This window comes from Arthrobacter sp. 05T45, from assembly GCF_056395875.1.
The window spans coordinates 41,652-64,669 of the sequence record NZ_JBFTKI010000007.1 but is presented as its reverse complement, the minus strand read 5'-3'; the positions used below and the strand labels follow the sequence as shown (position 1 = coordinate 64,669).

20 protein-coding genes and 2 tRNA genes are annotated in these 23,018 nt (G+C 68.2%); 10 read left to right on the top strand and 12 right to left on the bottom strand.

Annotated features, from left to right (window positions below):
• Positions 1-61: 61 nt before the first annotated feature.
• On the bottom strand, positions 62-1,174 hold the full coding sequence (gene mnmA, locus AC1DGD_RS09800) for a tRNA 2-thiouridine(34) synthase MnmA (RefSeq protein ID WP_476856678.1): 1,113 nt from the start codon (positions 1,172-1,174) through the stop codon (positions 62-64).
• A 280-nt stretch (positions 1,175-1,454) separates the two neighbouring features.
• Here mnmA and AC1DGD_RS09795 point away from each other — a divergent pair, with 280 nt between their 5' ends.
• Positions 1,455-2,693 (top strand): NAD(P)/FAD-dependent oxidoreductase, encoded by a 1,239-nt coding sequence (locus tag AC1DGD_RS09795; RefSeq protein ID WP_476856677.1) that lies wholly within the window; start codon positions 1,455-1,457, stop codon positions 2,691-2,693.
• 8 nt (positions 2,694-2,701) lie between these two features.
• Here the strand turns inward: AC1DGD_RS09795 and AC1DGD_RS09790 are convergent, their stop codons facing one another.
• Complete coding sequence (locus AC1DGD_RS09790; protein ID WP_476856676.1) at positions 2,702-3,943, bottom strand: cysteine desulfurase family protein; 1,242 nt, start codon at positions 3,941-3,943, stop codon at positions 2,702-2,704.
• A gap of 151 nt (positions 3,944-4,094) precedes the next feature.
• On the opposite strand from AC1DGD_RS09790, the gene AC1DGD_RS09785 reads away from it, so the two are divergent.
• Positions 4,095-5,096, top strand: coding sequence for a DMT family transporter (locus tag AC1DGD_RS09785; protein WP_476856675.1), 1,002 nt, complete (start codon positions 4,095-4,097; stop codon positions 5,094-5,096).
• Here the strand turns inward: AC1DGD_RS09785 and AC1DGD_RS09780 are convergent.
• Entirely contained in the window at positions 5,038-5,808 is a 771-nt protein-coding gene (locus AC1DGD_RS09780) for a helix-turn-helix transcriptional regulator (RefSeq protein ID WP_476856674.1), read from the bottom strand. The genes AC1DGD_RS09785 and AC1DGD_RS09780 overlap by 59 nt on opposite strands.
• 92 nt (positions 5,809-5,900) lie before the next feature.
• Here AC1DGD_RS09780 and AC1DGD_RS09775 point away from each other — a divergent pair, with 92 nt between their 5' ends.
• Positions 5,901-6,329, top strand: coding sequence for a hypothetical protein (locus AC1DGD_RS09775; RefSeq protein WP_476856673.1), 429 nt, complete (start codon positions 5,901-5,903; stop codon positions 6,327-6,329).
• A 61-nt stretch (positions 6,330-6,390) separates the two neighbouring features.
• Here AC1DGD_RS09775 and AC1DGD_RS09770 read toward each other — a convergent pair whose 3' ends face one another.
• Positions 6,391-7,308, bottom strand: a complete 918-nt coding sequence (locus AC1DGD_RS09770) for a diacylglycerol/lipid kinase family protein (RefSeq protein ID WP_476856672.1) — start codon at positions 7,306-7,308, stop codon at positions 6,391-6,393.
• A gap of 141 nt (positions 7,309-7,449) precedes the next feature.
• Between AC1DGD_RS09770 and AC1DGD_RS09765 the strand changes: the two genes are divergently transcribed.
• The 4 genes from AC1DGD_RS09765 to AC1DGD_RS09750 all read left to right on the top strand — a co-directional run bounded on the left by AC1DGD_RS09765 (position 7,450) and on the right by AC1DGD_RS09750 (position 10,809).
• Positions 7,450-8,436 carry a J domain-containing protein gene (locus AC1DGD_RS09765; RefSeq protein ID WP_476848771.1) on the top strand — a complete coding sequence of 329 codons (987 nt, stop codon included), beginning with the start codon at positions 7,450-7,452 and terminating at the stop codon, positions 8,434-8,436.
• 83 nt (positions 8,437-8,519) lie between these two features.
• Positions 8,520-8,987: a tRNA (cytidine(34)-2'-O)-methyltransferase gene (locus AC1DGD_RS09760; protein ID WP_476856671.1), complete on the top strand. Its 468-nt coding sequence runs from the start codon at positions 8,520-8,522 to the stop codon at positions 8,985-8,987.
• Positions 8,988-9,293: 306 nt separating this feature from the next.
• On the top strand, positions 9,294-9,899 hold the full coding sequence (gene sigK / locus AC1DGD_RS09755) for an ECF RNA polymerase sigma factor SigK (protein WP_223913940.1): 606 nt from the start codon (positions 9,294-9,296) through the stop codon (positions 9,897-9,899).
• Between the two features lie 10 nt (positions 9,900-9,909).
• Positions 9,910-10,809 (top strand): anti-sigma factor, encoded by a 900-nt coding sequence (locus AC1DGD_RS09750; RefSeq protein ID WP_476856670.1) that lies wholly within the window; start codon positions 9,910-9,912, stop codon positions 10,807-10,809.
• Positions 10,810-10,924: 115 nt separating this feature from the next.
• On the opposite strand, the gene AC1DGD_RS09745 is transcribed toward AC1DGD_RS09750, so the two are convergent.
• The 6 genes from AC1DGD_RS09745 to AC1DGD_RS09720 all read right to left on the bottom strand — a co-directional run bounded on the left by AC1DGD_RS09745 (position 10,925) and on the right by AC1DGD_RS09720 (position 17,516).
• On the bottom strand, positions 10,925-12,319 hold the full coding sequence (locus AC1DGD_RS09745) for a GntT/GntP/DsdX family permease (RefSeq protein ID WP_223913985.1): 1,395 nt from the start codon (positions 12,317-12,319) through the stop codon (positions 10,925-10,927).
• A gap of 54 nt (positions 12,320-12,373) precedes the next feature.
• A complete protein-coding gene (locus tag AC1DGD_RS09740; RefSeq protein ID WP_476856669.1) occupies positions 12,374-12,904 on the bottom strand; it encodes a gluconokinase in 531 nt (176 codons plus the stop codon).
• A 74-nt stretch (positions 12,905-12,978) separates the two neighbouring features.
• Positions 12,979-13,758: a PIG-L deacetylase family protein gene (locus AC1DGD_RS09735; protein WP_459385285.1), complete on the bottom strand. Its 780-nt coding sequence runs from the start codon at positions 13,756-13,758 to the stop codon at positions 12,979-12,981.
• Positions 13,759-13,762: 4 nt separating this feature from the next.
• Positions 13,763-14,713: an electron transfer flavoprotein subunit alpha/FixB family protein gene (locus AC1DGD_RS09730; RefSeq protein ID WP_223913937.1), complete on the bottom strand. Its 951-nt coding sequence runs from the start codon at positions 14,711-14,713 to the stop codon at positions 13,763-13,765.
• Between the two features lie 16 nt (positions 14,714-14,729).
• Positions 14,730-15,530, bottom strand: coding sequence for an electron transfer flavoprotein subunit beta/FixA family protein (locus AC1DGD_RS09725; RefSeq protein ID WP_476856727.1), 801 nt, complete (start codon positions 15,528-15,530; stop codon positions 14,730-14,732).
• 255 nt (positions 15,531-15,785) lie between these two features.
• Entirely contained in the window at positions 15,786-17,516 is a 1,731-nt protein-coding gene (locus tag AC1DGD_RS09720) for a S1C family serine protease (protein WP_476848767.1), read from the bottom strand.
• Between the two features lie 296 nt (positions 17,517-17,812).
• Between AC1DGD_RS09720 and AC1DGD_RS09715 the strand changes: the two genes are divergently transcribed.
• The 3 genes from AC1DGD_RS09715 to AC1DGD_RS09705 all read left to right on the top strand — a co-directional run bounded on the left by AC1DGD_RS09715 (position 17,813) and on the right by AC1DGD_RS09705 (position 22,410).
• Positions 17,813-19,858, top strand: a complete 2,046-nt coding sequence (locus tag AC1DGD_RS09715; protein ID WP_476856668.1) for a TPM domain-containing protein — start codon at positions 17,813-17,815, stop codon at positions 19,856-19,858.
• A gap of 155 nt (positions 19,859-20,013) precedes the next feature.
• Positions 20,014-20,805: a PspA/IM30 family protein gene (locus tag AC1DGD_RS09710; protein ID WP_223913934.1), complete on the top strand. Its 792-nt coding sequence runs from the start codon at positions 20,014-20,016 to the stop codon at positions 20,803-20,805.
• 180 nt (positions 20,806-20,985) lie between these two features.
• Positions 20,986-22,410: a cryptochrome/photolyase family protein gene (locus tag AC1DGD_RS09705; RefSeq protein ID WP_476856667.1), complete on the top strand. Its 1,425-nt coding sequence runs from the start codon at positions 20,986-20,988 to the stop codon at positions 22,408-22,410.
• 97 nt (positions 22,411-22,507) lie between these two features.
• Here the strand turns inward: AC1DGD_RS09705 and AC1DGD_RS09700 are convergent.
• Both AC1DGD_RS09700 and AC1DGD_RS09695 read right to left on the bottom strand, forming a co-directional pair.
• Positions 22,508-22,581 (bottom strand) — tRNA-Met (locus tag AC1DGD_RS09700).
• Positions 22,582-22,820: 239 nt separating this feature from the next.
• Positions 22,821-22,894: transfer RNA gene (locus tag AC1DGD_RS09695), tRNA-Met, on the bottom strand.
• Between the last annotated feature and the right edge of the window lie 124 nt (positions 22,895-23,018).

Below are 23,018 nucleotides of genomic sequence, written 5' to 3'. Positions count from 1 at the left end.
CAGACGACGAAGGGCCCCGCCAACTGGCGGGACCCTTCGCTGGAGTCGGTGGGGCGGGCGGCTAGAGCGCGGCCCGCTGCAGCGAGCGCGCGGCATCGATCGTGGCCTGGCCGAGCACGCGGCTGCCCTGGTAGAGCACCACCGTCTGGCCGGGGGCCACGCCGCGCAGCGGCTCGGTGAGGGTGACCACAAGCTCGTCGTCCGCCATGTGCGCGCGGGCAGGGACGGGGTCGCCGTGGGCGCGGACCTGGGCGTAGCAGTCAAACTCTTCTCCGGTCGCCACCTCGGCGATTGGCAGCCCCGCCCAGGAGACCTTGATGCCTCGGATTTCGTCGATGGCGAGCAGGGCCTCCGGGCCCACCACCACCTTGTTCTCCTTGGGCCGGATCTCCAGCACGAACCTCGGCTTGCCGTCCGCGGCCGGGGTGCCGAGCTTCAGCCCGCGGCGCTGGCCCACGGTGAACGCGTTGGCGCCCGGGTGCTCGCCGACCTTCGCGCCGGATTCGTCCACGATGTCCCCCGTGGTCATTTCAATCTTCTCGGCGAGCCAGCCGGCGGTGTCGCCGTCGGGAATGAAACAGATGTCGTGGCTGTCCGGCTTGTTCGCCACGGAGAGGCCGCGGCGCTCCGCCTCCGCGCGGACCTCGGCCTTGGACGGCGTCTCGGCCAGCGGGAACATCGAGTGTTTGAGCTGTTCGTGGGTCAGCACCCCCAGCACATAGCTCTGGTCCTTGGCCCAGTCCGCAGCGCGGTGCAGTTCGGGGTTGCCGTCGGCGTCCGTGATGACCTTCGCGTAGTGGCCGGTGCATACGGCATCGAAGCCCAGGGCGATGGCCTTCTCCAGCAGGGCGGCGAATTTGATCCGCTCGTTGCAGCGCATGCAGGGATTGGGGGTGCGGCCTGCGGCGTACTCATCGATGAAGTCCTGGACGACATCTTCCTTGAACCGTTCGGAAAAGTCCCAGACGTAGTACGGGATCCCGAGGATGTCGCACGCACGCCAGGCGTCGCGGGAGTCCTCGATGGTGCAGCAGCCGCGGCTGCCGGTTCGCAGGGTGCCCGGCATCCGGGACAGCGCGAGGTGGACGCCGACGACGTCGTGCCCCGCCTCGACGGCGCGGGCGGCGGCAACGGCGGAATCGACGCCGCCACTCATGGCTGCAAGAACTCGCATACTGGCTTTCTCTAGGGTTCGGGGGTCACAGGCCCCGGGGCTGCTGTTCGCAGCTGCGGTGCTGCTGGGCTTTTAGTGCTGGGCTACTGCCGGGCTTTCACTGCTGGGTTGAACCGCAGTGCTACTGCTGGCCCCCGGAAATAGCACAATGCCTGCCCCGCCATTCTATCGCCACGCCGAATCCTCCCCAAAAGGCCTTGACGGGACCGTCTCCCCCTTCTAGCGTCAGGACAAGCGGTTTTAGAAAACGGAAGCGCACCGACGCGGGAATCGAGCGGACATGGCTGTCGGGAACATCGTGATCGTGGGCGGCGGGCTGGCCGGCGCCACCGCCGCCAAAACATTGCGGGCGGAGGGCTTCAGCGGTCCGGTGGTGCTGGTGGCCGCCGAGTCCCACCAGCCGTACCTGCGCCCGCCGCTGTCCAAGGAGTACCTGCTGGGCAAGGCCGGCGACGACGCCCTGCCTGTGGTGCCCGAGGACTGGTACGACGCGAACGACGTCGACCTCCGGCTCGGCGTCCAGGTCACGGCGGTGGACCCGGCTGCCCGGGCTGTGGTTCTGGATGACGGGCGGCGGCTGGAGTACGGCTCGCTCCTGCTTGCCACGGGAGCGCGGCCCAGGACCATCCCGCTGCCCGGCAGCGGTCTCGAGGGCGTCAGCACGTTCCGGACGGTCGAGGACAGCCGGCGCCTGCACGCCCGCCTTGCCGGCGGCGGTTTGCACGTGGTCATGGTCGGGTCCGGCTGGATCGGGATGGAACTGGCCGCTGCCGCCAGCACCTTTGGAAACACCGTCACCCTGCTGGGGCTGGAGGACGTGCCGCTGGGCGCGGCGATTGGCCCGGACCTGGGCGGCTTCTTCCGCGGGCTGCACGAGGCCCACGGGGTACGGTTCAGGCTTCCGGCGTCCGCTGCCGAGATTCAGGGGTGGTTTGGACGGGCGACGGCAGTGGTCACCGACTCGGGCGAAGTCCTGCCCGCCGACCTCGTGGTCATCGCCGTCGGCGTTGTGCCGGAGGTCGGGTTGGCCGAGGCGGCCGGGCTCGGGATCCGCAACGGCATCCTCACCGACGCGTCGCTGCGGACCTCGGCGCCCGGGATCTTCGCCGCAGGCGACGTCGCCAACGCCCTGCACCCGTTCACCGGGGAACACCACCGCAGCGAGCACTGGTCCAATGCCCTGAATGGCGGCAAGGTGGCAGCCAAAGCGATGCTCGGCCTCGACGCCACGCTGGAGACCATCCCGTACTTCTACACGGACCAGTACGACGTCAGCATGGAGTACTCGGGCTTCCCGACGCTCGTTGCCGGCCCGCCGGTCATCCGCGGCTCGCTTGCGGACAAGGAGTTCATTGCCTTCTGGCAGCGCGAAGGCCAGGTGATCGCCGGAATGAATGTCAACTGGCCCCGCGCCGCCAAGCCGCAGAAGGCGATCAAGGCGCTCATCAACGCCCGCACCGCCGTGAGCCCGGACCTGCTTGCCGACTCCTCGGTACCCCTGGATCAGCTCCTGGATTAGCTCCTGGATCAGCTCCTGCCGGAAGCCTGACGGGCGGCCTCGCGCGCGACCGTTCCGGCGGTCTGGATGCTGGACTCATGCCCGGCCATGCCGGCCTGGCGGCCCCGCGCGTAGGCGCCCGGCAACGCCGCGAGCAGGGCATCGACGTCGGCGTCGGTTGAGGAATGCCCGAGCGTAAATCGCTGCGCCCCCCTCGCCGTGTCCTCGTCCAGGCCCATCGCCAGCAGCACATGGGAGGGCCTCGGAACACCGGCGGTGCAGGCGGAGCCCGTGGAGGATTCGACGCCGGCGAGGTCCAGCAGGAACAGCAGCGAGTCCCCTTCGCAGCCGGGGAACGTGAAATGCGCATTGCCCGGCAACCGCCCGGGGCCCGGGGCGCCCCGCAGGACGGCTTCGGGGACGGCCGCACGGACCCCCTCAATCAGCCGGTCCCGAAGGGCCGCGATCCTGGCGGCTTCCTCGGGGAGTTTCGCGGCAACGGCCTCGGCGGCCGCGGCAAACGCGGCGATCGAGGCGGTGTCCAGCGTCCCGGAGCGGACGTCGCGTTCCTGCCCGCCGCCGTGCTGGACCGGGGTCAGCTTCACCGCCCGGCCCAGGATCAGCGCGCCCACGCCGACCGGTCCGCCGATCTTGTGCCCGGAGACGGACATGGCGTCCAGGCCCGTCCCGCGGAAGTCAACGGGCAGGGAGCCGAAGGCCTGGACGGCGTCGGAGTGGACGGGTACGCCGGCGGCGTGTGCCAGTTCCACAACCCGGGCGACGGGCTGGATGGTGCCGACCTCATTGTTGGCCCACATGACGCTCACCAGTGCGATCGAGCCCGGATCCCGGGACAGCTCGGCTTCGAGCACGGCCAGGTCCACGACGCCCGCGTCATCCACGGGGAGCCAGCACACGTCGGCGCCTTCATGCCGTTCGAGCCATTCGACGGTGTCCAGCACCGCGTGGTGTTCGACGGCGGAACAGAGGATGCGGGTCCGCGCCGGGTCCTCGGCCCGGCGGGCCCAGTACAGGCCCTTGACCGCCAGGTTGTCCGCCTCGGTCCCGCCGGAGGTGAAGATGACCTCCGAGGGATGGGCGCCGGCGGCCGCCGCGAGTACTTCCCGCGCGTCCTCCACGGAGCGCCGGGCACGGCGGCCCGATCCATGCAGCGAGGACGGGTTGCCGGTCCGGGCCAGTTCGCGCGTCAGCGCGGCCAGCGCTTCCGGGGCGAGGGTGGTGGTGGCGGCGTGATCGAGGTAGACAGGCACAGCCCAATTCTACCTGCGCGCGCCCGGGCCGCCGCGGTGCCAGGGCGAAGGCACAGTCTCAGGGCAGAGGCACAGTGTCAGGGCGAAGGCACCGGCCTGAGGCACAGTGAAGGGCACAGTGAAGCACCCGGGGCTGGTGTACATTCAAGCGGTGAAAGCGCCACTCTGCCTTGTGCTGGCCACCTTGTTCTGGTCCGGCAATTTCGTCGTCGGACAGACCGCCAGAGCCTCAATGACACCGCTGGACCTGACCTTCTGGCGCTGGAGCCTGGCCGCCGTGCCGCTGCTGATCCTGGCCCACCTCATTGAACGGCCCGACTGGGGCGCGGTGCTGCGCCGCTGGCCCGTGCTTCTGCTGCTGAGTGTCCTGGGCATGAGCGGCTACACACTGCTGCTCTACGGCGCGCTCGGATTCACGTCCGCGATGAACGCCTCGCTGGTGACGGCCGCAAACCCGGCCCTCATTGTGGTCATGGCGATCGTCCTGCTCGGTGAGAAGACCACACGGCTGGGCTGGCTCGGCATCTGCCTTGGCCTGCTGGGTGTGCTGCTGGTCCTGACCCAGGGCGAGCTGGCCCGCGTGGTCAGCCTCGCCATCAACACCGGTGAGCTCATGATGATTGGCGCGATCATCGTCTGGGGCTTCTACACCATCGTTGCCCGCCGGCTGGATGTGCCGCCCGTCGCGGCCACAGCGGTGCAGGTGGTGATCGCAACCGTGACTCTGGCGCCGTTTGCTCTCGCCATGAACGTGCGGTTTCCCGATACCGCGGCCGAAGGCTGGTCGATGGCGTATATCGCCCTGTTCCCGTCCCTTGGTTCCTATCTCCTCTGGAACCTGGCGCTGAAAACCACCCCGTCCGGGACCGCCGGAAACTACCTCAACCTGATGGTGGTCTTCACCGCGATCATCACCGTGCTGTTCGGGACCCCGCTCACCCTCGTGCAGATCGCAGGCGGCCTCCTGGTGATCGCCGGCGTGCTGCTGACCGGAATCAAGGGCCAGGCCCGCAACGCCGGTCACCCCAGCGGCAGGGCCCAAGCCGGGCCGCCCGCCGCCGCTTCAGGCAGGCAGGCTCACGCAGGCAGTCCGGTCACGATGGAAGAAGACGGGCACAGCACTGCCCGGGCCGCGCGCCGCCCTGCTCCCTGAGATCTTCGATGGCGAGCGCTTCGATCCGGCCCGGTTCGATCCCCAGGGCCATTGAGGCCCCGCCGAGAAAGGCTCCGTTCATGGCACACACCACGTCTGCGTGCCCGGCGGCGAGGCGATGGAACGGGCAGTTCAGCAGCACCAGTCCCCCGCCGCCGTCGTCCGCCGGGCAATAGCCCTGCCCCGCCAGGAAGTCCTCGAACGGGCCGGCGCCATCGGGGCTGCCGGCGGAGTCCGCAGGCCCCGCCCCGGCGGCCCCCGCCGGCTCGCGGCCGGCTGCGCGGGCTGCCGACTCACCCGCCGACTGCCCCCTCGCGCGGGCAGCCCGAAGCAGGGCCTCCCGCGGCGAACCGCCGCCGCTGGTTGCGTCCTCGATCGCGGACACCAGCAGCTCGGCGGCGAGATCATAGTGGCGATCGGGCACCGAGGCCGCGACCTCATCCACGGCGGCCCGGTACAGCTTGGCGGGCCGGCCGGACCCCGGGCCCTCCCGCCCTCCGAGCTTGCGGAACTCCACAGCCAGCAGCCCGTCTTTCACGAGCCGGTCCAGATGGAACGAGGCAGTGCTCCGCGCCAGGCCCACGGCCTGCGCGGCATCGTCCCGGCCAACGGCATCTGCCGCTGAGGCGACGAAGTCAAACAGCCTCCTGCGGCTCTCGTCTCCCAGCGACGCGACCGCCGCCAGCCTGTGGTTCCACGGAAGCTTGGTCATGACACAAGAATATCTCTAAAAACAAGAATCATTGCTTAATCGCTGCGGGGCTCTCTAAAATCGAGATATCTATTTTTAGAAGGAGCAATGCCATGAAAGTTTCCCCAGCCCTCGCCAATCCCGCACAGCAGCTCACGGCGGACCGTCAGGCCTTCCTGCTGCTGCGGACCGTCTTTACGGTTGCGCCGATCCTGTTCGGCCTGGACAAGTTCACGAACCTCTTGACCGACTGGACGATGTACCTGGCGCCCGTGGTGACCCAGGTGGTCCCGCTGCCGGCCCAGACGATCATGTACATCGTTGGCGTGGTGGAAATCGTCGCCGGCGTGGCGGTGGCGCTGCGCCCGCGCTTCGGATCGGTGCTCGTGGCCGCCTGGCTGCTGGGCATCATCATCAACCTGATCGTCCTCGGCGGCTTCTACGATGTCGCTCTGCGTGACTTCGGGCTGCTCGTGGGTGCCCTGGCGCTGAACAGGCTGTCCCCGCGCAAGGCCGTGCCGGCCGCGACGCCAGGCAGCTAGGCCAGACGGCGGGTCCCGGCAACTGGTCCCGGCAGCTGGGCGAAGACGCCGGGCCACGCCACTACGCCAGGACGCAGACGGCCCGCGGAACGACCTCAATGGTCATCGGGAGCGCCCCGATCCGCTCGCCGTCGGCGTAGGCCACGATATTGCCGGCAGACAGTTCCACGGTGCGGACCCGGCGAAGCTGCACGGCGGGGTGGCCCACGTGCTTGCCGGCAAAGACCTTGGGAAACACGGCCAGCAGCCGGGTCCGGGACAGCCGGTTGACAATGAAGAGGTCCAGGTAGCCGTCATCAAGGGCGGCTCCCGGGACGATCCTCATCCCGCCGCCGATCGACTGGCCGTTGGCGACGGAAATCAGCATGGCGCCCTGCTGCCACTTCTCGCCGTCGGCCGTCACCGTGTAATCGATGGCCCGGAACGACGCCAGTTCCCGCAGCATGGCGAGCTGGTAGCGGATCTTGCCGCGCGGCCAGCGCCAGTCATTGGCCCGCTCATTGACTGCGGCATCGAACCCGGCCGAGACCACGCCCGCAAACAAGCGGGAGGATCCTCCGGCGGTGATCCTGCCGGCGTCAATCATCCGGCCGCCGCCGGCCAAAGACTCCAGGGCCCGTTCACAGGCCGCCGGGAGGTCGTGCAGCGGCAGGCCCAGCGAACGGGCCGTGTCGTTGCCCGTCCCGGCGGGAATGATGCCCAGTGGAACCCGCCGGCGGGCACCGGCACCTGCTCCGGCACCGGCACCTGCTATCGCGTTAAGCCCGAGGTGGACCATGCCGTCGCCGCCCACCACCACGAGGGCATCCACGCCCGACTCCAGCGCAGCCTCAACTGCCTGCGCGAGCCCGGCATAACTGTCCGCGCACAGCAGCAGGACCTCCGCCCCGGCTGCACGGAAGTACGCCGCCGCGTCCTTGCCGGCGTGCCGCGCCCGGCCAAAGGATGCGCGCGGGTTGACGGCGACGGCGATCAGCATGCGCTGAATTATGCCAGCCGCCGGGAACCATCCCTGTGCACGCAGTCGTTATTCCTCCAGCCGGTTAAACTGGGCACGCCGGACGCCCACGAACGGTCCGGCGTTCCCACCGCCGGCACCATCAACGAAAAGGATCTCTGTTTGACGCAGGGCAGCAGCTCGCATTACCAGGTCCTCGGGATCCCCGTGACGGCGACGGAGAAGGACATCAAAGTCGCGTACCGCAAGGCCGCCCGGACCGCCCACCCGGACCATGGCGGCGACCCTGCAGCGTTTCGGCGCGTCACGCTCGCGTACGAGACCCTCATCGACACCAAGCGCCGCGCGGACTACGACCGCTCCTACGGCAGCGCATCCGGCGGCGCGTATTCGTCTCCCGCCGGCGATGAGGGCGCCCACTTCGACGCGCCCGCCGCGGGCAGCCGGGCCTCCGCCAACGTGCGCCGGCCGAACACGCCGCGGAATACGGCCGCAGATCCACCCGTCTATGTTCCACCGTTCGAGCAGTTTGACGGCGGGTCGGCGGTGCCGCTGATTCCCGCCAGCGTGGCCCGGCAGCAGGTCCACGGCATGCCCCGCAAGCGCGGCATCTTCGGCGCCGAAGCCCGGATCCAACGCGAGATGCGCACCGTGCAGCTCATCAGCAGGCAGATCCTGACCACCATCCCGGCGGCGCGCCTTGTCAACGGGCTGCAGTCCCCGGCGGACAACAGCCACATCGACCACGCGGTCCTTGCCGGGTACCGTCTCGCGATCGTCGGATCCATGCTCCTGCCGCCGGGTGCCTATGCATGGAACGGCAGCACGTTGACCCACGGCGGACGCTCCGTCGCCCCGCCCCAGCTGGGCCACATCGTGCGCCGGATGCAGGACATATTTCCCGAGCTCAATGTCACCGGCTGGATTGTCGTCCACAGCACGGACGGCAATCTGCATCAACCGGTCATCGACCGGCACCGCCGCGCCCCCGGCGGCCAGGGAAGCGGGTACGGGGAAGGCTCGGGCCTTGTCGAGGTGGTCAACGCCGCGGGCCTGGCCCGCGGCCTGAAGTTGTTCCTCGGCTCGGGACCGGCGCCCAACACCGTCAACGTTCCCGTGCTGGCCCGTCTGCTGCGCGGAATGCACTAGATTCCGCCCGGGCGCTCCCCTGCGCCCCGGGGGAGGGAAGGCCCGAGGCGCGTTCGACGCCGGCGGCTCGCTAGGATGGGACGGTGTTCCGCATCCTCTTCCACACCCCAGAAATCCCCGGCAATACGGGAAACGCCATCAGGCTGGCTGCCATTACGGGGGCCGAACTGCATCTGGTGGAGCCCCTGGGCTTTGACTTTTCCGACGCCAAACTCCGGCGGGCGGGCCTTGATTACCACGACCTCGCCGTCGTGACCGTCCACCCGGACATCGAGGCGGCGTGGGCCGCTCTCGAGCCGGAACGGGTATTTGCCTTCACCTCCGACGGCGAGACCACGTACACAGACATCCGCTACCGTGCCGGCGACGTCCTCCTGTTTGGTCCTGAATCCGTAGGCCTGCCCGAGGAAGTCAAACACAGTCCCCGGGTGACGTCCCGGGTGCGCCTGCCGATGCTCCCAGCCCTCCGGTCACTGAACCTGGCCAACGCGGCATCCATCGCCGTCTACGAGGCGTGGCGCCAGAACGGGTTCGCAGGGGCCAAGTTGTAGCGGTCCGCCGCGGAGGCCCGCCAGGACGTGCGGCGGCCCCTGGGCGGCCCGCGGGAAAGAATTCCCGCGCAGCACGCCCATCCAGATGCCGTGGCGTACCGAATCACTTCTGAAGGCGGACACCAATCCGCCCACTCACATTGTGTCTACCGGGCATAGTGCGGAGAAACGGAAGGGAGCGAGGAGCGGCAGGTGAGAACAGTACATCTGGACAGATCCTCTGCCCGCGTGGCAGGGGACGGCCCCTCGCCGCATGCCGCACCGATTGGCCCGCGTTGGGCTGCAAGCGCCCTATGCTTGGGAGTGATGGAAACTCCGAATGCCCCGAACCCCGAGGCCGCCGCACCGGCGGACACCTCAGCCGACATCAACGGCCGGCTCAGCAGCCTGCTGGCACTGATTGCCCAGGGCGACCAGACGGCGTTCGCGGAATTTTACAGCCTCACCTCCAGGCGCGTCTTCGGCATGGCACGCCGGGTCCTGATCGATACCGAACTCAGTGAGGACACCACCCAGGAAGTCTTCCTGCAGGTCTGGCAGAACGCCGCCAAATTCAATCCCGCCGCCGGCAGTCCGCTCGCCTGGCTCATGACGATCTCGCACCGACGCGCCGTTGACAAGGTCCGGTCCTCGCAGTCCGCCACCGACCGCGAAGCCAGATACGGTGCCAGCAGCCAGGAGATCGACCACGATTCCGTCTCGGACGAAGTCGGCAGCCGGCTCGAGGCCGAGGCCGTGGTCCGGTGCATGGAGACGCTGACCGATACGCAGCAGGAGTCCGTCCGGCTGGCGTACTACGGCGGCCTCACCTATCGGGAAGTGGCCGAGCGGCTGAATGCCGCGGTACCTACCATCAAGTCCCGCATCCGCGATGGACTCATCCGACTGAAGACCTGCTTGGGGGTGAGCTGAATTGACCGATATGAACGCACATGAGAACAACAACCGCCTCCCCGGCGGCTTCACCGCCGAGATCGCCACCGACCTGTCGTCCGGCCGCGTGGTGGACCTTGCCGAGGTCTATGCCCTCAACGCCGTGGACGACGCCGAACGCGCCTCAATCGAGCAGTTCCTCGCCTCCGCACCGGCAGCAGACAAGGCTGCCTTCAACGAGCGGGTCCGGCAGGCCCGGGAGACCCTGGCCACCAGCTTCACCGCAGAGGAAGAGCCTCCGCCCGGGCTGCTGGACCGGATCATGTCATCCTTGCCTGCGCAGACAGCAGAGCAGGCCGCAGCGCAGTCCCCCGCCGCAGTGCCGCTTCCCGGCACGGCTCCGCAAGCGACGCCGGTGCTGCCGCATCCGGTACGCGACGGCTCCGCGCTGCCCGCCATCGACGAACTCGGCGCGGCCCGCCAGCGCAGGGAAGAGCGCCGCCGCCCGCAGGGCATGCGGAACTGGCTTATCGGCGTCGCCGCAGCAGCCGTGATCGCCCTCGGCGGTGTGGGCGTCGGAGCCTACGTGGCCAACCAGAACGATCCCCTGAATCAGGTGATGCAGGCCAGCGACGTCCGCCAGGCTACTGTCGACGTCAACGGCGGCGGCACCGCCACCGTGTCGATTTCCCCGTCCAAGGATGCCGCCGTCGTCAAAATGAACGGCGTCCCGGCCCCGCCCGTGGGCAAGGTCTACCAGATGTGGCTGATCCCCAAGGACGGCTCGGCCCCGGTCTCGCAGGGCCTCATGGACGCTGAAGCCCTGTCCAAGCCCGCGGTGGTCAAGGGCATCGGTTCCGCGGCCGCGCTGGGCATCACCGTGGAGCCCGAAGGCGGATCCGCGTCGCCTACCCTGCCGACCGTCGCCGCCGCACCGCTGGACGCCTAGCCGCCCGCACACACAAAGCCGCCCGGGCCTTGGCTCCTTCCGTAGAAGGACTCAAGGCCCGGGCGGCTTTGTGTTGTGACCGGCGGACGTCCTGTCCGGCCGCTGTCCTGCCCGGCTAAATGACCAGCGAGAGCAGCATGACCAGGCCGAAGCTCACCACGGAGATCAGGGTTTCCATGACGGACCAGGTCTTGAAGGTCTGGCCCACAGTGAGTCCGAACAGCTCCTTGACGAGCCAGAACCCGGCGTCGTTCACGTGCGAGAAGAACAGCGAGCCCGCGCCGATCGCGAGGGCCAGGAGGGCGGCGTGCGTCGGCGACAGCGAGCTGGCCAGCGGTGCCACGATGCCGGCGGCCGTCACGGTGGCGACGGTGGCTGAGCCTGTCGCCAGGCGCAGGGCAACGGCCACGATGAAGCCGAGCACAAGCACGGACATGTTGGTCCCCTCGGCCCAGGCCTTCACCGAGTCACCCACACCGGCACCAATCAGCGTCTGCTTGAAGCCGCCGCCTGCGCCGACAATCAGGATGATCCCCGCGATCGGGCCCAGGCTGGCAGCGATCTTGCTCGTAATCTTGGCGCCGTTGAGGCCCACGGCGTAGCCGAAGGTCACCATGGCCAGCAGGACGGCCAGGGTCATCGCCACCAGCGGCTGCCCGACGAAGTCGAAGAACATCCGGATCGCGGGGGCCGTCTTGGGGTCCGGCCAGATGATGTCCACAACGGCCCTGAGCAGCATGAGGACCACCGGGAAGATGATGGTCAACAGCGTGACGGTGAAGTTCGGCGGGCGCTTGACGCCCTCCATGTCCGCGCCGTGCACGGTATCGACGCCGCCGGCGACGGCGGGGGCACCCACCGGGACCCACCGGGCCGCCAGGCGGGAGAAGAGCGGGCCGCAGATAATCACCGTGGGGACGGCGATGAGGATGCCGAGGGCCAGTGTGGTGCCCAGTTCAGCCTTGACGGCGCTGATCGCGATCAGCGGTCCCGGGTGCGGCGGCACCAGCCCGTGCAGCACGGACAGGCCGGCCAGCGCCGGGATGGCGATGCGCATCAGGGGCATCTTGGAGCGCTGCGTGACCAGGACGATCACCGGCAGCAGCAGGACGAGACCGATCTCGAAGAACATCGGCAGGCCGATGATCACGGCTACGAGCGTGATGGACCAGACCAGCTTGTTTCCGGTGGCCTTTGCCAGGAGGGTGTCGACCACCCGGTTCGCGCCGCCGGAGTCCGCGAGCAGCTTGCCCAGCATCGCGCCGAGGGCGACCAACAGACCGACTTCCTTCAGGACGCCGCCCACGCCGTCCTCGAAGTTGATGATCACCTTGGCCGGTTCCACACCGGCAGCGAGGCCGACGAATCCTGACCCCAGAATCAGGGCCAGGAAGGGGTGGAACTTGAATTTGGCGATCAGGACCACGAGCAGGGCGATGCCCAGACCCGCGATGATCAGTAGTTGGGTATTGACGCCGGTCCCGGCCTCAACGGCAGCCGGAAGCTGCATTGCTATCAGTGATTTCACAAAAAATTCCTTGGTCGCGGCGAAACGCGGGAAGGCTCAGGGCCTGGCGTCGGCGGCGTCGAGATTAAGTCGGGTGATGATTTCCTGTGCTTCTTCCGCCGGCGTTGCGGAGACGGACAGGGAGATGAAGTTTTCGTCTGCCGTGGGGGCTTCGAGCGCGTCGAACTGGGACTCCAGCAGGGCCGGGGGCATGAAGTGCCCGTGGCGGGAGGCCAGCCGGTCGGAGATCCTGTCCCGTGATCCCTCGAGGAACACGAAAACCACCCCTTCGCCGCGCAGAACGTCCCGGTAGCGCTTCTTCAGCGCCGAACAGGTCACGACGCCGGGATTCCCGGCGCCGGTGTGGGCCCGGATCCAGTCCGCAATGCTTTCGAGCCAGGGCCACCGGTCCTCGTCGGTCAGCGGCTGTCCTGCGTGCATCTTTGCCACGTTTGATTCGGGGTGCAGGTCGTCGCCCTCGGCCAGGTCCCAGCCCAGCCTGCCGGCCAGAAGTCCCGCGACAGTTGATTTGCCGGATCCGGAGACGCCCATGATCACAAGAACGGGGTGTTGCGCAGTCTTCGCCATCAAAGTCTGCCTTCCATCAATAAATATGATTTAAACAGAGGCCAGCATATGGCAGAGGTTGTGCTGCAGCAACACTAGAAACCGGCGATGGTCCCCTGGCCGTTGACTGTTACGACATGGAAGGCCTCGGCGCTGCGCCCGGCGGGAAGTCCGGCCCGGGCCCCGGTGCCGAGCATGAGGGCGCGGACCGTGCGCTCCATGGCGTCGACGTCGGGGTGCTGGCTGACGTGGATGTGGATGGCGGCCAGCTTGCTCTCCACATGCCCGGTGACGTCCACGAAGTGGTTTTCGCGCTCTTCCGGCCCGGCGAAGAGCCACAGCCAGGGCAATTTGTAGGCCTCCAGCCCGGACTCGGCCAGTTCCGGGTATGCGAACGGGTTTTCCAGCGCGGGGTACACGGCGCGGGTCACCGCCTCCCCCACGGCGAGATGATCCGGATGGCTCTTCTGGATCCGGTTCCAGTTGCGTTCCGGATGCATGGAGAGCACGACGTCGGGCCGGAGCTGCCGGATCAGGCGCACCACCTCGCGCATCACCTCATGCGAGGGTTCGAGGTAGCCGTCACGCTGGTGCAGGTAATGGATGTCCGTGACGCCGACCAGGGCGGCGGCGCGCTGCTGCTCCGCAACGCGCAGCCGCACAATTTCCTCGCGCTGCTCCGGATCAAAGCCGCCGGCGTCGCCGTCGGTCATGATGCAGTAGCTGACCTGGACTCCGGCGGCGGTCCAGGCTGCAACCGTGCCGGCTGCGCCGAAATCGATGTCGTCCGGGTGGGCCGTGAAACAAAGCACCCGCTCAATCCGGGTGGTCTCCGGGTCGAACGGGCTTTGTGCCGGGACGGCGGTGGTGCTCATGCGGTCAGCCTCTGCGCTTCTTGATTTCGGCGGTGGCCTGCGGCAGGACCTGGAAGAGGTCGCCCACAATGCCGAAGTCCGCGATCTCGAAAACCGGCGATTCGGCGTCCTTGTTCACGGCCACGATCACCTTCGCGGTCTGCATGCCTGCCTTCTGCTGGATGGCTCCGGAAATGCCCGCGGAGATGTAGAGCTGCGGCGCGACGGTCTTGCCGGTCTGGCCGATCTGCGCGTCGTGGCCGATCCAGCCGGCGTCCGTGGCAGCCCGCGAGGCTCCGATGGCTGCGCCGAGGGCGTCGGCGAGTTCCTCCAGCGGACCAAAGTTGCCGTCCACGCCACGGCCGCCGGCCACGACGATCCGTGCCTCGGACAGATCGGGGCGTCCGCTGGCAGGCTTGTCGGTGCGCGCCGTAACCCGCGCGGCAGCCGCAGTCACGTCAGGAACCTGGACAGTGATGCTCTCCGGCGCCGTGCCGGTGACCGCGGGCTCGGGCGTGATGCTGTTGGGCTTCACGGTCAGCACGGAAACGGGTGTCACCGCCTTCGCGGCGCTGGTGTAGGACCCGGCCAGAACCGACTTGTGCGCCGTTCCGTCGGGATCCACGGCTACGACGTCGGTGATGACGCCGGCGCCGAGCCTGATGCCGAGCCGGGCGGCGATTTCCTTGCCCTCGGCCGAGTTCTCGGCCAGGACCACGCCCGCACCGGCGGCGGCGGCGGCCGCGGCCAGGAATGCCGCCTTGGGTCCGACGAGGTAGTCGTCGAGGTCCGTGGCGGACGGGCGGTACAGTGCCTGGGCGCCGTACGCGGCCAGGGTCGAGGCGGCGTCGTCGTGCAGTTCGCCGTTGACGGCGGCGACGGTCTCGCCCAGGGACCGGGCGATGGTGAGCAGTTCCAGGCTCGACTTCTTCAGCGCCGCACCGGGGTTGTCGATGAAAACGAGTACTTTTGCCATGTTCGGATAATCCCCTTTAGAGCAGCTTCTGGGCGGCCAGGAACTCGACCAGCTGGATGCCGGCGTCGCCTTCGTCGGTAATGATGGTGCCGGCCGTCCGCGGCGGGCGGGCCTCTGCGGTCTCGACGGCGGTCCAGGAACCGGTCTGGCCCACCTGGGCGGCGTCCACGCCGATGTCGGCAAGGCTCAAGGTGGTGATGGTTTTCTTCTTCGCCGCCATGATGCCCTTGAAGTTCGGGTACCGCGGATCATTGATCTGGTCGGTGACGGAAACGACGGCCGGGAGTGTGGCCTCGATGGTGTCCGCGTGGGTGTCGCCGTCGCGGCGGGCGGTGAGCTTGCCGGCGTCGAGCTCGAGGGACGCGGCGAAGGTGACCTGCGGGAGGCCCAGCCGCTCAGCGAGCTGTGCCGGGACCAGCGAGGTCTCGCCGTCCGTGGAGGCCATTCCGGTAAGGATGAGGTCCGCGGGGACATCCGCGCCCAGGTGGCGGATCGCGGCGGCCAGCGCCAGCGACGTGGCCGCGGCATCCGAGCCGGCCAGGGCCTCATCGCTGAGGTGCACGCCTTCCGTGGCGCCGATCTGGAGGGACTTCTTCACCGCATTGACTGCCCCGGCCGGGCCCATGCTCAGCGCAATGACCTTATTGCCGGCCGCTTCTCCGCCGCGGGCCTCGGTCAGCTGCAGCGCAGCTTCCAGGGCGTATTCATCCAGTTCGGACAGGATGCTTTCGGAGCGGTCCACCGTGTTGGCCTCACCTGTGAGGTGGCGGTCGAACTGCGCATCCGGGACGTGCTTGACCAGCACAATGATTTTCAGAGTTTCTTCCACTGTGTCTACAGCAGCCTTCCATGCGGGTGGACAGCCGCCCCTGACGGGGTCATGGCCACGGAATGCCCGGCAGCCGGGCTGTTCCTAGCTAACCATATAGCCGCCGGGCAGCGCGGCCAGGGTTAAGGTCTGTGTCAGTGAACTGGCCCGGGACGGCAAAGGCCGGGCCGCACCTTTTCGGTGCCGCCCGGCCTGTTTGCTGCTGCCTTGATTTACAGCTGCGCTGTTTGCTTTCGCCCAGCTCTACTGCTCGGCTGCGGCGCCGAGCGTCACGTCGACGTCCTTGAGCTGGCCGCCGCGCAGCACCGTCACCTTGACCGTGGCCCCGGCGGCCTGTTCCCGCACCGCCGCGGTCAGCTGGTTGGGATCGCTGATGGTCAGGTTCTGGAACTTCGTCACGACGTCGCCGACCTTGATGCCGGCCTTGTCTGCTGCCGAGCCGGACTCGACGGTCGCGACCTCCGCGCCGACCGAGAACCCGGAGGAGGACGAGCCTGCGGCCTTGGGCTTCACGCTGACCCCGAACTGCCCGTGGGTGGCTTTGCCGGCGCTGATGATCTCCTGGGCCACGCGCTTGGCGTTGTTGATGGGGATGCTGAAGCCCACGCCTATGTTGCCGCTGCTGCTTCCGCTGGCCGCGTCGCCGCCGGCGGAGGCGATCGCGACGTTGACGCCAATGATTTCGCCCTTGGTGTTCACCAGCGCGCCGCCGGAGTTACCCGGGTTGATGGCCGCGTCCGTCTGGATGACGTTGATCGAGATGGATCCCTGATCCGCGGTGCTCGGAGTCTCGCCGCCGCCGGGGGGCGCGAACTGGAAGCCCTGGTCACCGCCCTGGGAGTTGTCCGCACCGCCCTTCGGCGCAGCCGAGGATGCCACGCTGATGGTCCGGTTCAGGGTTGAGACGATGCCGTCCGTGACTGTGCCGGTAAGTCCCAGCGGCGATCCAATGGCGACGGCGGTGTCACCGACGTTCAGCTTGCCCGAGTCACCGAGAGTTGCCGGGACCAGTCCCGAGGGGTTGTCGATCTTGATCACGGCGAGGTCGGAAAGCGGGTCGGTACCGACGATCTTCGCGGAGTAGACCTTGCCGTCGCTCGTCCGGACCTCCATGGTGGCGTTCGCGGCCTTGCCGTCGAGCGTCACCACGTGGGTATTGGTCAGCACATGGCCCTGGGTGTCGAGGATGATCCCGCTGCCGGTGCCGCCGTCGCTGCCGCTGGTAGCTTTGATGGTCACCACACTGGGGGAAGCCTTGAGGGCGGCGGCGCTGATGGCGTTGACGTCTTCCCTGTTGTTGACGATCACCGGACCGGCCTGGCTCGTGTTGCTCGCGGCGGACGGGGAAAGGCGATCGCCCAGCAGGGCGTTGCTGCCGGCCACCACGCCGCCGCCGATCAGGCCGGCGGCCACGATGCTGGCCACGAGGGTGGGGACGCCGAATGCCGCCTTGCGTTTGGGGGCGTGCGCCGGGTCGTTCGCAAAGCCGGGGCCGGAAGGGTAGGACGGACCCGGCTGCGGCTGGCCGCCGTAAGGGTTGGCGCCGTAGTGGGCCTGGCCGTACTGGGTTTGCGGCGACTGCCCGTACGGGGTTTGCTGGGACTGGCCGTAGGGCGGGTGGCCGGGCTGGGCGGGCTGGCCCTGGCCGGACTGGGAGAACCCGCCGTACGGGCCGGTTTGCTGGGCCGGGGCGCCGATCTGCTGGGTATCCGCGGCGGAGGGCTGTTGCTGCTGGTACACCGGACGCGGCGCGCCGTCCTCGGCGCGGTCCAGCCGGAGGGTCGGGTTCTCGGGCGCCGGGCTTCCGACTACTGAGTTTTCGGACGTCGTGCTTTCGGATGCCGGACTTCCCGGTGCCGCCTCAGGCGCGCGGCCGGCATGCGGCTGCTCCGGCGAGCCCTCCCGCACTCCCGCCGGTTCCTGGTTCTGTTGTGTCGGCTCCGGTGACACACCCGGCACTGGGTTCTCAGTCATGAGACTTCCTTTCGTCCTCGTCTGCCTATAACTATGAACGCTCAGGCTGACACTAGAGCGGACATTTGCTGGGAGGTTCCTGAACGGACAGTTTGCGGCCTGCGGGCCCGTGTTTCCCAGTTTAAGCCCGTTTCGCTGGTGGCATATTCCCCTAGGTGGACTGCCTTTTGGGTGCACCATAGAATCAAATGGAAATGCCACAGCGACCTGCGGCTTTACATCTGCGTGGGGGCGCTGCTGCTTTCTGTGACGGCTGGTTCGACCGAACCGGTCCCAGAAGTGCTGAAGGGTTGCACATGCGGTCTAAGTTGAATCGTTTCCTCGCCGTCCTTGGCGTCGCTGGATTGCTGGCGCTCCCCGCCGCTCCGGCCCTCGCCGAAGATCCGGTGACCATTCCGTCCGGGCAGAACATCGTGGACAGCGCGAACGTGCTCGGCAGCCGCAAGGCCGAAGTCCAGGACGCCATCCAGAAGCTCCTCAAGGACCACAAGTACAACCTCTACGTCATCACGGCAAAGACGTTCGAGAATCCGGCCGAACCCAAGGCGTGGGCCCAGGCCGTCGCGACCAACAAGGGCATGGGCAAGGCCGACGTCATCCTGACCATGTCCGACGACGGCAAGTACTACTTCTCCCCCAGCTCGGCCAGCGCCATCTATCCCAAGACGTCCACCATCGTCCAGAACGCCATCGTGCCGAACCTGGCCGGCGGAAAGCGCGACTTCGCCCAGGCAGCCATTGACACGGCCGCTGCGGTGGGCGACGCGGCGGGCGGCGGCAGCGGAACGGTGCCGTCCGGCGCCGGAGCGGGCAGCGCCGTCCTCGTGGGAGTCGGCGTCGTGGCTGTGGGCGGTGCGGGAACGTATCTGTACCTGCGCAGCCGCCGGAAGAAGGCCCTGCAAAGTTCGGGGGCGTCAGCCGGGGCCCAGGGCGGGCAGCCGGACCCGCTGGCGGGGCTCAGCGTGGCTGAGCTGCGCCGGAAGAGCGATTCGCTGCTGATCGAGGCCGATGACGCCATCAAGTCCAGCGAGCAGGAGCTGGGATTCGCCCAGGCCCAATACGGGGACGCCGCGGTGGGCAATTTCACCAAGGCTCTGCAGGAGGCCAAGGGCCACATGACGGAATCGTTCAAGCTGCAGCAGCAGCTTGACGACCACATCCCCGACACCGAGGAGCAGCAACGGAGCTGGCTCGTTGAAATCATAGGCCGCTCCGAAGCCGCGCTGGCATCGCTGCAGGAACAGAAAGCCGATTTCGATTCCCTCCGGGAGCTGGAAAAGAACGCCCCGCAGGCCCTCGCCGCCGTCGGCGCCGGCGCCGCGGACGCCCAGGCAAAGCTTGCCGCCGCCGAACAGTCGCTGACCGATCTGCGGGCCAAGTACGCCGAGAGCGCCCTGGTCCAGGTCGCGGACAACATCAAACAGGCCAAGGAACGTCTCGACTTCGTGCAGAACGCCTCCACGGCGGCGCAGGAAAAACTCGCCGCGGGTGAAAGCAGCCTCGCCGCGGTCGCCGTCCGCGCCGCCGAGGAGAGCCTGCACCAGACGAACGTGCTGATCGGCGCCATCACCAAGGTGGCCGGCAGCCTCGACGAGGCACGCAACAGCCTCGAAGCCGCCGTCGTCGATACCGCGCAGGACCTGGCCCAGGCGAAGGCGATGATCCAGTCCGGCGCCCATCCGGAACTTGCCGGACCCGTGGCTGCGGCGGAAGCCGCGCTCGCCCAGGTCAAAACGGAAATCCAGGGCGGCAAGATTGATCCGATCGCGACGCTGGAACGGGTCGTCACGGCCCACCAGGCACTCGACCAGTCCCTGGCCGGAATCCGCGACCAGCAGGACCAGGCGCGCCGGGCCCAGGCCTCACTGCAGCAGAGCATCATGTCGGCCCAGGCCCAGATCAGCGCGACGTCGGACTACATCACCGCCCGCCGCGGCGGCGTAGGCACCGATGCGCGCACACGCCTGGCGGAAGCCCAGCGGAACCTGGACTATGCGCTCTCCATTTCCCGCACCGACCCCGTCACGGCCTTGCAGTACGCACAGCAGGCCTACGCGCTGGCGGCACAGGCCGCGCAGCTGGCCCAGTCCGACGTCGACCAATTCGGCGGCTACGCCAACCAGGGCCAAGGCTACGGTCGGGGCGGCATGTTCGGCGGCAGCGGCGGGGGCGGCCTCGGCGGCGCGATCCTCGGCGGAATCCTCATCAACTCGATCCTCCACGGCGGAGGCGGCGGAGGCTGGGGCGGCGGCGGAGGCGGCGATGACTCCGGCGGCGGCTGGGGCGGCGGCGACTTTGGCGGCGGCGGAGACTTCGGTGGCGGGGACTCCGGAAGTTTCTAGCCTGTTCGCCACCCCGCAGGGGACACAGTGGGAAAGCAGTAGCAGGAAACTCGACAGACCAGCGCCGGCCGCACGGGCCCGGACAGCGGATAGATGCGATACATCATCGATCACTGGAATCAGTGAGACAACGGAGCAGGACGAAAGGTAACACCATGGTTAAGCAGTCCATTTTCGGCCGCATGGCGCAGCTGGCGAAGGCAAACATCAATTCGCTGCTGGACCAGGCCGAAGATCCGCAGAAAATGCTGGACCAGATGGTCCGTGACTACACGAACAACATCGCGGAGGCGGAGTCCGCCGTGGCCCAGACCATCGGCAACCTGCGCATGCTCCAGGACGACTACAACGAGGACGTCCGCAACGCCCAGGACTGGGGCAGAAAGGCCCTCGCAGCCTCGCGCAAGGCCGACGAATACCGGGCGAAGGGCGACGTCGGCGATGCCGAGAAGTTCGACAACCTGGCCAAGGTGGCCCTGCAGCGCCAGATGGGTTCCGAGAACGAGGCCAAGGCCGCCGAGCCGAGCATCGCGTCCCAGACCGAGGTGGTGGACAAGCTCAAGCACGGCCTCGACCAGATGAAGGGCAAGCTCAACGAACTGACCAGCAAGCGCAATGAGCTGGTGGCCCGGTCCAAGACCGTGCAGGCCCAGAGCCAGGTCCACGACGCCCTCAAGAGCATCAACATCATGGACCCCACCTCCGAGGTGGGCCGCTTCGAACAGAAGATCCGCCGCGAGGAAGCCAAGGTCCGCGGCCAGCAGGAGCTCGCCGAGTCGAGCCTGGACGCCCAGTTCAATTCGCTGGAAGATCTTGGCGAGCAGACCGAGATCGAAGCCCGGCTGGCAGCGCTGAAGTCCGGCGGCGCCCCCGCTGCCATCGGCACCGGCGAAAAGAGCGCCGAGTCCGGTTCCACGGTCGAGGAGGCCGACTTCGACAAGCTCTGACCCGCCGGTCCGGCGCTTCCGCAGGACTGCTGCACGCTTCGGGCCCGGGGCCGGGCTCCGGCGGACGAACCTGACACCTCAGGATCGCCCGCCGGGGCCCGGCCCTCGTTGTGCCCTGCATGGCCCCATGTCTCACCGCACAGGCGCCCGCGGCGGCGGGCGCGCGTGTACCGTGGATCCATGTCTGCGACCCTTGTGTGGCTCCGTGATGACCTCCGGCTGGATGACAATCCGGCTCTGGCGGAGGCCGCTGCCCTGCACCAACCCCTGACCGTCGTCTATGTCCTGGATGAGGAGTCACCCGGCATCCGGCCGCTGGGCGGCGCGGTGAAGTGGTGGCTCCACCATTCCCTGGCCGGCCTGGCCGCCGCGCTGGAGGCCACTGGCTCGCGGCTGGTGCTCCGCCGCGGCCCCGCCGCCCGGGTCATCCAGGACCTCGCGGTGGAAACGTCGGCAGACGCCCTGCTGTGGAACCGCCGCTACGGCGGCCCTGAACGCGCCGTCGACGCCGGCCTGAAGAGCTGGGCCGGCGGGGAGGGCCTCAACGCCACGAGCTTCCAAGCGAACCTCATGTTCGAGCCGTGGACCGTGCGCACCGGCGGCGGGGGCCCCTACAAGGTCTTCACGCCGTTCTGGAAGGCCTGCCTGGCCGGTGCCGAGCCCCGGCAGCCGCTGGCGGCTCCGGACCAGCTGCCGGGCCCTGCACGCACCCAGAGCGGCGGCCTGCCGGCGAGCGAACCGCTCGAAAGCTGGGGCCTGCTCCCCCGGAGCCCGGACTGGAGCCTGGGGCTGGCCGACACCTGGACGCCGGGAGAAGCCGGCGCCCTCAGCCGCCTCGAGGACTTCGTGGATGGCCCGGCCGCAGAGTACGGCACCGGCCGCGACGTCCCGGGCGTCGAGGGCACCAGCCGGCTCTCCCCGCATCTGCGCTTTGGCGAAATCAGCCCCTTCCGGATCTGGCACACGCTGCGCCACAGCTTTGCGGCGGGGGCGCCGGCCGACGTCGGGATCTTCCGTTCCGAACTTGGCTGGCGGGAATTCTGCTGGCAGCTGCTGTACGAGAATCCGGATCTGGCGACACAGAACTACCGGCCGGAGTTCGACCGCTTTCAATGGCAGCCGGCGTCGGGCGACGAGCTCCAGGCCTGGCAGCAGGGCCGTACGGGCTACCCGATGGTGGACGCGGGCATGCGCCAGCTCTGGCAGACGGGCTGGATGCACAACCGCGTGCGGATGGCGGCCGCGTCCTTCCTGGTGAAGAACCTGCTGGCCGACTGGCGGCTGGGCGAGGCCTGGTTCTGGGACACGCTGGTGGACGCCGATGCCGCGAGCAATCCGGCCAACTGGCAGTGGGTGGCGGGCTCGGGTGCCGACGCGTCGCCGTACTTCCGGATCTTCAACCCGGTCACGCAGAGCAAGAAGTTCGACGCCGCCGGTCGTTACCTGCGCGGGTACATTCCCGAGCTCGCCGCGCTGGATGACAAAACCGTCCACGAGCCCTGGAAGGCCGACAGCGCCGCCCCCGGCTACCCCGCACCGATCGTGGACCTTGCCGAGTCCCGGGCGCGGGCGCTGGCAACCTATCAGCGGCTCAAGGACGGCTGAGAGCCGGCACGGGGGCGCCGCCGGCGTTGCCCGCCACCGCGGACTTAAAGCGAAAGGTCCGGAACACTGTTTCCAGTGTTCCGGACCTTTTCTCCAGTTGCGGGGACAGGATTTGAACCTGTGACCTCTGGGTTATGAGCCCAGCGAGCTACCGAACTGCTCCACCCCGCGTCGCTTGATCAACTCTACCCTAGTTTCCGGACCGCCCTGACCACGTGCCCAGCCGCCGTCCAGTCCGGCACATCCAGATCCATGGACTGCGAGGCGATGGACTGCGGGGCGAGCCGCTCGAGCGGTCGCCCTTTTGTCCTATGACCGGTTTCCCGGTTCCCGGCTTCCGGACCGCCCCCCAGCGGCTTAAAGCAAAAGGTCCGGAACACTGTTTCCAGTGTTCCGGACCCTTTCTCCAGTTGCGGGGACAGGATTTGAACCTGTGACCTCTGGGTTATGAGCCCAGCGAGCTACCGAACTGCTCCACCCCGCGTCGCAAGATCAACTCTACCTGCCGGTGAACTTGAGGCCAAATCGAGGCGACGTGATGTGCATCTCGCCGCCGACCGGAGCGTCCGCCCTGGTCGCCTCGGCCTCCCGGGCCGGCCAGGGCCGCA

Excerpts from the sequence above, each read along its gene's own strand:
- mnmA (WP_476856678.1), bottom strand. The coding sequence starts at position 1,174 with ATGCGAGTTCTTGCAGCCATGAGTGGCGGCGTCGATTCCGCCGTTGCC.
- AC1DGD_RS09795 (WP_476856677.1), top strand. The coding sequence starts at position 1,455 with ATGGCTGTCGGGAACATCGTGATCGTGGGCGGCGGGCTGGCCGGCGCC.
- AC1DGD_RS09780 (WP_476856674.1), bottom strand. The coding sequence starts at position 5,808 with ATGACCAAGCTTCCGTGGAACCACAGGCTGGCGGCGGTCGCGTCGCTG.
- AC1DGD_RS09775 (WP_476856673.1), top strand. The coding sequence starts at position 5,901 with ATGAAAGTTTCCCCAGCCCTCGCCAATCCCGCACAGCAGCTCACGGCG.
- AC1DGD_RS09770 (WP_476856672.1), bottom strand. The coding sequence starts at position 7,308 with ATGCTGATCGCCGTCGCCGTCAACCCGCGCGCATCCTTTGGCCGGGCG.
- sigK (WP_223913940.1), top strand. The coding sequence starts at position 9,294 with ATGGAAACTCCGAATGCCCCGAACCCCGAGGCCGCCGCACCGGCGGAC.
- AC1DGD_RS09750 (WP_476856670.1), top strand. The coding sequence starts at position 9,910 with ATGAACGCACATGAGAACAACAACCGCCTCCCCGGCGGCTTCACCGCC.
- AC1DGD_RS09745 (WP_223913985.1), bottom strand. The coding sequence starts at position 12,319 with ATGCAGCTTCCGGCTGCCGTTGAGGCCGGGACCGGCGTCAATACCCAA.
- AC1DGD_RS09740 (WP_476856669.1), bottom strand. The coding sequence starts at position 12,904 with ATGGCGAAGACTGCGCAACACCCCGTTCTTGTGATCATGGGCGTCTCC.
- AC1DGD_RS09735 (WP_459385285.1), bottom strand. The coding sequence starts at position 13,758 with ATGAGCACCACCGCCGTCCCGGCACAAAGCCCGTTCGACCCGGAGACC.
- AC1DGD_RS09730 (WP_223913937.1), bottom strand. The coding sequence starts at position 14,713 with ATGGCAAAAGTACTCGTTTTCATCGACAACCCCGGTGCGGCGCTGAAG.
- AC1DGD_RS09720 (WP_476848767.1), bottom strand. The coding sequence starts at position 17,516 with ATGACTGAGAACCCAGTGCCGGGTGTGTCACCGGAGCCGACACAACAG.
- AC1DGD_RS09715 (WP_476856668.1), top strand. The coding sequence starts at position 17,813 with ATGCGGTCTAAGTTGAATCGTTTCCTCGCCGTCCTTGGCGTCGCTGGA.
- AC1DGD_RS09710 (WP_223913934.1), top strand. The coding sequence starts at position 20,014 with ATGGTTAAGCAGTCCATTTTCGGCCGCATGGCGCAGCTGGCGAAGGCA.
- AC1DGD_RS09705 (WP_476856667.1), top strand. The coding sequence starts at position 20,986 with ATGTCTGCGACCCTTGTGTGGCTCCGTGATGACCTCCGGCTGGATGAC.